At 43.5% G+C, this 11,935-nt stretch carries 8 protein-coding genes; all 8 read right to left on the reverse strand.

From position 1 onward, the window contains the following. Positions 1–1,962: DUF5695 domain-containing protein (locus tag ACH2DQ_RS06205; RefSeq protein ID WP_395025990.1), on the reverse strand; the 1,962-nt coding region annotated here is incomplete at its 3' end. A 27-nt stretch (positions 1,963–1,989) separates the two neighbouring features. Then, the gene (locus ACH2DQ_RS06210) at positions 1,990–3,510 is read right to left on the reverse strand and encodes an alpha-N-arabinofuranosidase (RefSeq protein ID WP_394912995.1); all 1,521 of its coding nucleotides are present in this window, start codon (positions 3,508–3,510) and stop codon (positions 1,990–1,992) included. A gap of 14 nt (positions 3,511–3,524) precedes the next feature. Next, complete coding sequence (locus ACH2DQ_RS06215; protein WP_394912994.1) at positions 3,525–4,382, reverse strand: carbohydrate ABC transporter permease; 858 nt, start codon at positions 4,380–4,382, stop codon at positions 3,525–3,527. A gap of 4 nt (positions 4,383–4,386) precedes the next feature. Continuing rightward, positions 4,387–5,328, reverse strand: coding sequence for a carbohydrate ABC transporter permease (locus ACH2DQ_RS06220; protein ID WP_394912993.1), 942 nt, complete (start codon positions 5,326–5,328; stop codon positions 4,387–4,389). Positions 5,329–5,461: 133 nt separating this feature from the next. Further along, complete coding sequence (locus tag ACH2DQ_RS06225; protein ID WP_395025993.1) at positions 5,462–6,895, reverse strand: ABC transporter substrate-binding protein; 1,434 nt, start codon at positions 6,893–6,895, stop codon at positions 5,462–5,464. Positions 6,896–6,907: 12 nt separating this feature from the next. Next, positions 6,908–8,845: a glycoside hydrolase family 127 protein gene (locus ACH2DQ_RS06230; protein WP_394912991.1), complete on the reverse strand. Its 1,938-nt coding sequence runs from the start codon at positions 8,843–8,845 to the stop codon at positions 6,908–6,910. A 246-nt stretch (positions 8,846–9,091) separates the two neighbouring features. Further along, positions 9,092–10,150, reverse strand: coding sequence for a LacI family DNA-binding transcriptional regulator (locus ACH2DQ_RS06235; protein ID WP_395025994.1), 1,059 nt, complete (start codon positions 10,148–10,150; stop codon positions 9,092–9,094). 531 nt (positions 10,151–10,681) lie between these two features. Next, a partial coding sequence (gene glgB / locus ACH2DQ_RS06240) for a 1,4-alpha-glucan branching protein GlgB (protein ID WP_395025996.1) occupies positions 10,682–11,935 on the reverse strand: 1,254 nt, incomplete at its 5' end.

Raw genomic sequence — 11,935 nt, forward strand, 5'->3', positions numbered from 1 at the left:
CTTCATATCCTGCTCACTGTCAACGCCGGTAAACTTAAACGTGTATGTTTTGCTTTCTCCTGGCGCCAGTGTGAGAGATGTATTTTCCAGGTAGCTGCTTCCGGTGGTCTTGATTACATCGGAATGAATATAGAATACATTCAGCCCATTTGCCCAGCCGCCCTGGTCCTGTGCCCATACCGAACCGGCATGTCCGTTATTGATCCTCCAGTGGTCCTGATACTCAAATCCCGCTCCGGTAGAAGTATCCGGGGTAAACAGCAGGAACTTGCCCTGGCCGCTTGGCCTGCTGGCATAGATATAACTGGAATCCTGTCCCACAAAAGAGTGGTCCACTACGGAAGTCTCATAAACCTGTGTCCCGCCGGGCCAGAACTCACTGAACGGCATCGGCACACCAAAGTCTCCGATAATCAGGTTCTTATCCTCTGTATTGGTAACTGTCATGGACCAAACGATCTGATCATCCACTAATTCGTAAGTCTCTACCAGTTTGAAGTCCTTAATACCCTTTTCTTCTTTGGCATTTTCATAAGTAACTTCTACTTTATTACCCTTTAGCTCAATTTTTCTAGTTTTACTTCCATTATCGGAGGCACTGGTCATGGATTCCGTCCAGTTCTCTTCGCCCTCCCATTTTGTCTGGAACATTAATTCACCCATCCACTGATGCTCCTTGGACGCTCCCTGGGTAGGTGCATATTCAGCATTCAATACATAGTTGGTATCGTACAGATCTCCCTGAATCTTCAGTTCATCAATGTGTCCGTATTTACCAATCTTCAGATAAAAATAATCATTGGAAAGTTCCATTTCGCCGCTTGGCTTTTCTGCATTGCCCAGAACCTTCCACTCCTTGATTCCAACCGCATGATTACTGGTGGTTCCATAGCCCTGGGGCGTCATAGTCAATCTTAACTGATTGGTCTTAATGGGCTGGTCAAACTGCACTACATTGTACGCATCCAGTTTCTGATCGGTGACAACGGCTGCCTCCGCCCATGCACCCGCTGCTGCGTCCCAGTATTCCACTACGGTCTTTTCCGGAATCAGAATACCGCCATTATCTGTGAAATAGTAAATCTCCGTGCTGTCAATAGTGGCTTCTTTCTGCCAGGTGTACTGCACGTATGCCATCTGTCCCTCATTTGTCCAGCTGTGCCAGACCAGTCCATCTCCTGAACCCGTCGATGCTGTGGGTTCTGCTTCATCATTTAAAGCATCTACCCCGCCTAAATCTTCCGGACGGTTAATGCTTGCAGATGCCTCTGCCCTTGGCGCAATATTAAAAGGCATTACCTTTCCGTATGCTTCCCATTCAATTACACCGACTCCATCGCCATCCGCTTTCTGTTTTTCAATGGTCACCCGAAGCCCTTTTGTCTTTACCGTATCAAAGGACGTTATATTAAATCCATCCGGCAGACATCCAAGTCCCCGGGCATTTGAAACTTCTACAAAGTTGCCATCCGCATCCATATATTCATATTTACAGGATTTCGGAATTTTAATTCCACCGGAAGTTGGTTCATCCCCATCATACCAGAAATAAATTCCGCTGCTGTTCAGTTCCACTTCGTTTTCCCAGGTATATGTCAGCGTTTCACTTGCAGGCTTGGCTGGATTCCCCCAGGAACCATAACATGCTCCCGTTTCTTCTTTTCCTGTCCGGGAAGTCTTGGATATTTTCCCGTCATTCACTGCAGTAAGGGTTTCCCAGCCTGATATATAGCTGGTGGAAACGTCTGCACTCCCTGCTACATTATTTGGTCTTTCCCCATCAGGTGCGATAAAAAATTCATCTGTTTCTGTGGATTTATCTGCTTCTGTGGATTTCTCCGCTGCATAAACCTTATTTGTCCCTGCCGGTCCCGGCAAAGGTATGGATGTTATTGTCATAGCCAGTGCCAGTACCGATGCAGTTACCTTAACCGCCCCATTCACCAATCGTTTCTTTCTCATTTGCGAACCTCCTCGTTCCTCTCTCAATTACCTTCCCTGTTTCCCCAGCCGAATTACATTCCATGAAGCCTTATGTAATTTCGTTTCCAGCATACCGTGATCCATTACGGATTCACTGCTGTGCTTTGGCAGAACCTGTTCCCTGCCATAAGTATTGACTGCCTTCAAGTCACCCTCTTCCATTATAATATGTTCTAAAATATCGTATCCCACAAAGCTTCTTAAGTCACAGCTCAGGGTGATATCTTCGTAAATATTCCGGTTAACCGCAAATATGGTTACCTCTTCCTCTTCCTCCCGGTACACAGCCACTGTTTCAATATCCGTAACATCACAATGACCGATGGTATCGTGTTTTGGCGTATCCAGAATGGGCTTCAGCGCAGTGCCCCGTCCATACAGGGACGCATGGAGAAATGGGTAAAAAATAGTCTGCTTCCACACGCCGCCGTCATTCTCCGTCATAATCGGTGCAATTACATTTACCAGCTGTGCAAGACATGCCACCTTTACGCGGTCTGCATGTTTTAACAGCATAATCAGCATTAATCCCACCATCAGCGCATCTTCAAATGTATAAATATCCTCCAGCAGATGAGGTGCCTTCTGCCATGGGCGGTTCTTCATGGTATCGTCATCTGCCTCTGATGAGTGGAACCATACATTCCATTCATCGAAGCTTAAATTCATAACCTTTTTGCTTCTCTTCTTCGCTTTGATATAGTCACAGGTGGACACAACCGTATGTATAAAATGCTCCATATCCATGGTCAGTGCCAGATAATCAGCCGTATCATTCATGGTATTTCCATAGTATTGGTGCAGGGAAATGTAGTCCACATAATCATACGTATGTGTCAGCGTTTCCGCCTCCCACTCTGGAAATGTCGGCATCGCCACAAAGGAACTTCCACAGCTCACCATTTCAATAGACGGGTCAATCAGTTTCATCGCCTTTGCCGTTTCCGCAGCCAGACGTCCGTATTCGTCTGCCGTTTTGTGCCCGATCTGCCATTCTCCATCCATTTCATTTCCCAGGCACCAGGTCTTAATTCCATATGCCTCTTTAGCGCCGTGGCTTCTTCTTAAGTCACTGTAATAAGTACCCGACGGATGATTGCAGTACTCCAGCAGATTACAGGCATCCGCAATCCCTCTGGTTCCCAGATTGACAGCCATCATCATATCCGCGTCCGCTTTTTTTGCCCACTTAGCAAACTCATTTAATCCCACTTCATTGGTTTCCAGGCTGCGCCATGCCAGTTCCAGACGTTTCTTACGCTGTTCCACCGGACCCACGCCGTCTTCCCAGAAGTAATTGGACACAAAATTCCCGCCGGGATACCGGATTATCGGAACCTGTAACTCTTTCACCAGCTCCAGCACATCCCTGCGGAATCCCTCTTCATCCGCTGAAGGATGTCCCGGCTGATAGATTCCGTTATAAACAGCCCTTCCCAGATGCTCAATAAATGAACCATAAATTCTTTGATCAATCTCTGCAATCCGAAAACTTTTATCAATGATCATTTTTGCATTTTTATTCATATTCATATCCTCCATCAACCTTTCACGGCTCCCGCTACCATACCTTCTATAAAATATTTCTGAAAACAGAGGAACAGGATTAATATAGGAATTACCGAGAAGCAGGAACCCACGATCAGCAGGTCATAATTGTTTCCATAAGGTGTCAATAACGTATTCAGACCGATTGGCAGGGTGTACTTCTTATCATCCCTTAAAATCAACAGCGGCCACAGAAAGTTGTTCCAGTAAGTCATGCCATTTAAGATCGCCATAGAAGCCATTGCCGGTTTCATAATGGGGAAAATCAGCCTTGCAAAGATTCCATATTCAGTTGCTCCATCCACACGCCCTGCTGAAATTAATTCCTTGGGAATCCCCTCCAGGTATTGTCGGAAAAAGAAAATAGTGGAAGCATTTGCCATAAAAGGCAGCACAATTCCGGTATATGTATTGCTGAGTTTCATGCCGATCATCTGATTATACAAAGGGAGCATCAGAATTTCGAATGGTACCATTAAGATCAGAAGTACGCAGACAAAGAAGAAATTCTTCCCTTTGAAATTGTAAGCCGCAAATCCGTATCCTACACAGGCGCTCACCAACAGGGTCAGCACTACCTGTACAACGGTTAAAAACACGCTGTTGATAAACCAGGTAAAGTAACTGTGCTCTCCGGTAAACAGATAAACATAATTCTTAAGGCTCATCTTTGCCGGTTCAATCTTCAGATTCAGTCCATACTGGATCAATTCTTTTCCATCTTTAAAGCTGGCAATCACCATTGCGGCAAAGGGCACCAGTATGACAATTGCCAAAAGCGTAAAGAGTACGAATAAGATGATTTTCATCCATATAATTTTTGTTTTTCCACCCACATTTTGCTGTGCCATCCCATTAGTCCTCCTTCTTAAACATGCCTGAAAACGTCAGCTGCGCAATATTGATCACCATAGTTATTGCCAGCAGGATGACTCCGACTGCTGCCGCATAACCCATTTCATTTTTCTGGATTCCCTGGCGATACAGGTAGCCAACGATGGTAAGACCGATATTCTGAGGAGAATCCTTTCCTGCCCACAGCATGTAGCTTTCTGTGAACATTGCCAGTCCGCCGTAAATACTGATCGTAAGAACATAAGTTATGGTCGGTTTTAACATAGGCAGTGTCACATAGATAAACTTCTTAAAAGAAGTGGCTCCATCAATGGATGCCGACTCGTAAAGTTCTGTGGGAATGCCGTTTAGCCCGGAGATAAAATACAGCATATTGACACCCATCCACCGCCAGCAGGCGAGAAACAGCAGCGCCACATATGCGGTAAAACTGTTTTTCAGCCATTTTACAGGCTCTAATCCCAGCGCAGTCATAATGCTGTTCATAAATGCAGAGTCCATTTCGCCAAACATCAGGCGGAAAATAGTACCCGCTACCACAATGGAGGTGAGGATCGGTACAAAAAATACGGATTTGAACATTTCTTTTGCCGCCATCAGCTTACTGTTAATCATGTATGCCAGCAGCATGGGAATCGGTATTAAGAGGATCAGTGTCCCAATCATATATTTCAGGCTGTTCCAGAGCGCTATTTTAAAGATCCGGTCACCTGCTAATTTACTGTAATTTTTAATTCCCACAAAGGATGTCTGCCCAGGCAGAACCTCCTGGAAACTCATAACTCCGGCCTTTGCCAACGGAAACAGCCAAAATATCAAAAACGTTAAGACAAACGGAAGTATGAACACATATGGTGCTATTTTCTGGGAATATAATAATTTCCGAAAATTAATTTTCTTCTCTTCCTGCTGTTGTATCGGTACCGTCTTCCTGCCACTCATTTTTCTACCCCTTTCACCATCTGCATGATTCGTATCCCTTTTTACAAAAGCAGGGGAACGTAGCTTTCTACGCCCCCCTGCTTTTAGCTGTCACAGCTCATAAAGCTAGTGCCTCCCAGCGTCTTTTAAACACCTATTGTAATTCATTTTCGATCTGGGACTGCGCCTCTTCCAGAGCCGTAGTGATGTCCTGGTCGCTGTCAAAAATTGCATTTAAAGTAGTTGCACTGAATGTGCTGTTGATTGCCGGATAAGCTTCTGTAGATTTAATCAGGCCAATCTGATCTTTAATTTCATTTAATACGTCAAAAGGATTGTTTTTAAAATACTGTACAAATTCATTATCCGGATTGTGGGTTACTTCTTTCATCGTCCATACATCCATGTTGCATGGGTCGAATCCAAGATTATTCCACAGACCAATATTGCCGTCTACGCTGAGTTTTGCATAAGCCAGGAAATCCTTTGCCAGCTGAACATCGCTGCACTGGTTTGTAACGCAGGTACCTGTTCCGCCGCCGCCGACTGAAGATGGCATTCCTTCTTCCAAAACCGGAGCCGGAGCAATTGCTATTTTACCCTTTAAATCCGTCATATAGCTGGTGTATCTGGACATCTGCCACATTGGCATAATCGCACATGCCACTTCACCTGCATTATAGTAAGCGTAAGCTTCTTCTGTATCCGGGTTGCCACCTGGAATTGTAGTTGCGACTCCTGCAGTCTGGAGATCTTTTAAAGTTTCCAGTCCTTTTTGTGCTTCCGGGATATTTACATTTACATTTCCTGCTTCATCTACCCAGTCTTTTTTCTGCTGTGCAATCAGGTCGTTTAACTGCCATAATGCACTGGTATCTGTGGAAATGATGTATTTGCCGGTTGCTTCTTTTAATTTAAGACCTGCTTCTTTTAAATCAGCATAAGTTTTAATTGTGGTGTAATCAATATCAGCAGCTTCTAACATTTCTGTGTTGTAGAAAGCAACGGTTGCACCTACATGACTTGGAATACCATAATTCTGTCCATCTTTGCTGTAAAGTTCAATTCTGGAAGCTACAATGTCTTCTCTGTAAGGGTCAATTGCATCATTTAAAGCTTCTAACTGAGGCTCCCCTTTTAAGAAGTTGGCAAATTTACCAAGCTCAATATCTACGATATCCGGCGCGCCCTCTCCTGACTGAAGTGCAATCTGAAGTTTATTATGCATGTCTTCATAAGGAAGTACATTAACGTTTAAGCTGACCTGGCGATCCGGATTTGCTTCATTCCATTTCTGTGCCATATCCTGAAAATGGTTTCCGTGAAGTTCCACGAAGGTCCACATTTCCAGTTCGGCAGCATCTGCACTTGCAGCTGTGGCTGCCTTTTCAGAATCCGCTGCTTCTGTTTCAGCTGATGCTTTTTCCGTTCCCTTAGTCTCTGCCGCTTCCGTATCCGCTGCTGCGGTCTCTGCTGTAGTCTCTTTTACGGCTTCCGTTGTTCCTGCGCTGCCTCCGCATCCTGCGATACTTGCAGCTGCCATGACTGTTGCTAATAAAACTCCTAATACTCTGCTTCTTTTTTTCATCTTTCTTCCTCCTTAGATAAACTCTTTCACCCACACTAACATTTCGCCTGTACGGCGGTTCCCCCAGTATGGATAGGGAACAAACATTAACGGTATACTTTCCATTGTGAGATCAGATTCTTTATATAGTTCGTTGCTCTGCCACCCATCTGTCGTCACTTTTTTCCCTGCTGTCCGGATTATTGTAGTCCCTCCCAGTAGATTTTCTTCATAGCTTTCCTGCAGTTCCTGCTCCGGATCCAAAAATACTGCCGGAAGATTTTTACCATTGTCCACTTCTTCCAGGCAATACACTACAGGACCTTTCATTACTGCAATCTTACCAACATCCTCTTTTACCAGGGGGTTGGCTCGCAGAATTCTGGGAGCAAGTGCAAATTTATAAACCAGCGAAGGATTTTTTCCTGAAATCATGACTTTTGCATAGCCCTTCTGCACTTTTGCCGCAACCGGCATTCCATCCAGCATAAGGTCATACTTTTTCACGTATTCAGGGATCCGAATAGCCAACTCAAATTCCGCTTCATCTTCATTCTCAATGAAAATTTCTATATTTCCGTCATTGGGAAATCTTGTTTTCTGACTCAGATGAACCGGGTGCCCTTCTATCTCCATGCTTGTCTCACTTGAGATAAACAGGTTAATCCAGACAGAAGAACGATCATAAAAATAAATGTATTCTCCAATTGATGCCAGTGTCCTTGCTATATTAGGCGGACAGCATGCAACTCCAAACCATTTTTGCCGGACCGGCTTTACATGTTCCATGGAGGTTCTGGGAAGGCAGTTATCCGGCCACACCTCCAGAGGATTTACATAGAAGAAACTCTGTCCGTCCATTGCAACCCCGGACAAAAGTGTATTGTACAATGCCCGTTCCACCACATCCATATACTTACTGTCCCTTGTAATCTGTGCCATTCGTCTTCCAAAGAGCGCAAGCCCGATAGATGCACAAGTTTCCGAATAATTACAGTTGTTGGGAAGATCATACCCTGTGGTAAAACGTTCCAGGATTCCGGAACTGCCGATGCTTCCCGTAATATACATCTTCCGTTGTGTAATATCATCCCATAGTGCCGTACATACCCGGAACAGCTCCTGATCCTGATACTCATATGCTACATCCGCCATGGCACAGTACATATAAACCGCCCGTACTGCATGGCCCTCAGCCGTATCCTGCTCCCGAACCGGCTTATGGGATTGGGAGTACAGGGGCAGATAATTTTCAAACTCCGGAAAAATTCTTTTATAATCCGGGCTTTTCTCTTCTTCCAGGAAATAATTAGGTTCCCTTCCCCTTCGTTCCAGAAACTCTTTTGCCTGTGCCAGATAAGCTTTATTGCCGGTTACTTCATATAACTTTACAAGTCCTATCTCCACTTCCTGATGTCCGGGATATCCATCCTTATTATGCCCAGGAGAAAATACATTGCATATCAAATCTGCAAATTTGCAGATACAGTCTAAAAACTTTCTTTTACCCGTAGCTTTGTAATATGCTGCCGCCGCTTCCATCAGATGCCCTGCCGTATAAAGCTCATGTCCTTCTTCCAGGTTACTCCAGCGTTTATCCGGTTCCTTAATGGTAAAATAGGTATTTATATAACCATCCGGCTGCTGTGCTTCTGCAATCAAATCAATGACTTCATCCGCTGTACGCTCCAGTTCCTCATCTTGTTTTGATTCCAGTGAAAGTGCAACTGCTTCCAACCACTTTGCTACATCCGTATCTTGAAACACAGCCCCATAGAATTCACCGGTTGCCCTTTTTGCAGCAATTTTAAAATTCATCAACCCATGGCTTGTCTGAACATCCGGTATGTTATCATTCAAAATATTCCACTGATAAGGGATAATCGTGCTCTTCACCAGGTCTATATATCTATCCCAGTAGGAATCCCGTATCTTCGTACGGTTTAGTTCAACTAAGGTTAGTTTTTCCATAAATGCCTCCGTCGTTTCTGATCAACCCCAGTGCCTCCCGACATATTTACACCGAAATACATTACCTCTGTCCTGTGGGTTTTGATTAAACGTTTTATCTGTTATCAGTACTATACTACAGTTTCCAAAATAATGCAATACCCTTTTTCACAAAAATGTCAAAAAAAATATGTACATGCTAAATTACATGTACATATTAACACAATTATATTTTTTTAGTGTAAAGAATCACTATCAATATACCAACTAAATATCATCTATTTCTGGCTTAATCGTTTTATCCACGGATTGTCTTCTTTTCAGCATACATTTGATTTTATAGGGGTAGACCATTCCCCCCGCCATAGAACCTTCTACCTGCTCCACCACAATTTCCGCAGCTTTTTTACCGATTTCATGAAGAGGAAGAGCCATTGTGGTCAGCGCCGGTTTAAACGCTGTACTGAATTGCCTGTCATCAATTCCAATCAGGGCAATATCTTTACCAATCTCCACACCATGGTCATTCGCATAGTCGTAGACACCCAGTGCCATCACGTCACTCATGGCAAAAATCGCAGTTACATCCTCCCTCAGCAATTGCCTGCACGCCTCATACCCCATGCTTCTCAGCCAGTTTCCCGTCACATTCAATGCCGGATTATATAAGATCCTGTTCTCATATAATGCTTTCTGATGTCCCACCATTCTGGAAAAAGTATGAAGACTGTCTTTATCCCCGGATATAACACCTATGCGCTTATGCCCCTCCCGGATTAATTCCAGGGTAGCCTCATAAGCTGCCTGTTCATCGTCAAATACAACGGACGGAATCTCCCTGTCGCCGGCAAAGCCATACGCCACCACCAGCGGACACTTAAGCCCCTTGGGAATACTCTTTATCTCACGGCAGTGTGCCCCGATATAAATAATGCCCTCTACCTGCTTGCTCTGCATGATTAAGAACTCTTCTTCAACCTGCTTTTTATAATCCTCATGGTGATAAAAGGCATTGTCATATTTTTTATAAAGTCTCAGGTTCCCCAGTAAAAATGTATATTCCTTTTCTTCCAGGTACTCATTTATTCCGTCCACAATCTCAACGCAGTTAAATACTGTCAGATCCTCTGTAATAATTCCAATGGTTCTGGAACTGCGCTGTTTGAGATTTTTCGCCATCATATTAGGGACATACCCCATTTCTTTTGCCGTCTTAAGAATACGCTCCTTTGTCTCTTCCCCAACCCTTCCTTTTCCATTCAGAATATTGGAAACTGTAGCAATGGAAACCCCACATTCTTTCGCCACCTCTTTAATAGTTGCCATAACGATATATTCCTCCCCTGTAAATATTTTAGAGATAAACATTTAGTAAAACTTTTAACTAAACTTCTCCCTAACTCTAAGTATAACACTAAAACCCTTTTAAATTCAACTGGTAAAACGTTATATCTATTTATTCATAAAACTGCATAATGAAACATATCAATCGTTACGATACTCAAATTTGAGGAATCCAAGGAATCTTAAAACATTCTTCGGTGCTTCAGCGGATGTTTTGTGGTGTTCTAATGCATAATATTTGGGTTTTGCTGATTAAGACGCTTTGTGTACAGAGGTATTGTACGAAAAGATAGGCGTGGGAAACTGCATTAAGCATTCCAGTCTGTTGAGTAGGGCAAAATGATCAAAGAGCTTATAAAATAAGCAGCATACACTCATTTTATAAGCTCTGATAAAAATGATATTGATTTTAATCATTTTTAATTTAATCATTTTTAATTTAATCATTTCTAACTTAATTATTACTAATTTAAAAATATCTATTTTAATAATATCTATATCCCGTTCCATCGGTTAAAACTTAAATACTGCCACTCCATACGCCGGCAGTTCATACCCAAAGGAATACTTCATGCCGTCACATTCCTTTTTAACCGCCTTGTAGATTTCAGGCTGAACTTTTCCGGTCCCACCGAACTCGCTGGCATTGCTGTCCAGAATCAGCTTATACTGCTTTCTTCTGGGAACGCCAACCCGATAATCAATCCGTTCCACAGGAGTAAAATTAATTACAAACAAAAGGTTGCTTTTTCCGTTTTTAGAATGACGGATAAAGCTAAATATACTTCTTTCATTGTCATTTGCATTCACCCACTCAAATCCGTTCGGGTCATAATCATGGTCATACAGTGCCGGGGTTTTTTTATAGAGATGGAGCAGCTCTTTTACAAAATGCTTTATCTGGGCATGTCTCTCTTCACCCAGCAGATACCAGTCCAGCTCCCTGGCTTCGCTCCATTCCTGGAACTGGGCGAACTCCTGTCCCATGAACAGCAGCTTCTTCCCCGGATGTCCAATCATAAAGGAATATGCCGCCTTTAAATTAGCAAACTTATCATCATACTGTCCCGGCATTTTACTGATCATAGAACACTTCAAATGAACCACCTCGTCGTGGGAAAGCACCAGCACGTACTTCTCCGCATAGGCGTATGTCATGGAAAATGTCATCTTATGGTGATTATACTGCCTGAAATAAGGATCCAGTTTCATATATTCCAGAAAATCATTCATCCATCCCATATTCCATTTCATGGAAAAAGCAAGCCCGTCCTCTTCTGCTTTGCCGGTAACCTTAGGCCATGCCGTTGACTCTTCTGCAATCATAAGGGTTCCGTGGTTGCGCCCCAGGACAACGGTATTTAAGTGTTTGAAGAATTCGACTGCCTCCAGGTTTTTATTTCCGCCGTATTTATTAGGCACCCACTGACCATTTTCCCTGCCGTAATCCAAGTACAAAATTGATGCCACCGCATCCACCCGCAATCCGTCTACGTGGTACTGCTCCACCCAGAAAAGGGCATTTGCAATCAGAAAATTTTTAACCTCACTTTTTCCAAAATCAAAAACTTTAGTTCCCCAGTCCGGATGTTCGCCCTTTCTCGGGTCTGCATATTCGTATGTACTGGTTCCATCAAACTCTGCAAGTCCGTGGGCATCCTTTGGAAAATGCGCCGGTACCCAGTCCAGTATAACGCCAATCTTATTTTTATGCATATAATTTACAAAATACATAAAGTCTGCAGGAGTGCCGTAACGGGAGGTAGG

The organism is Robinsoniella sp. (assembly GCF_034124845.1).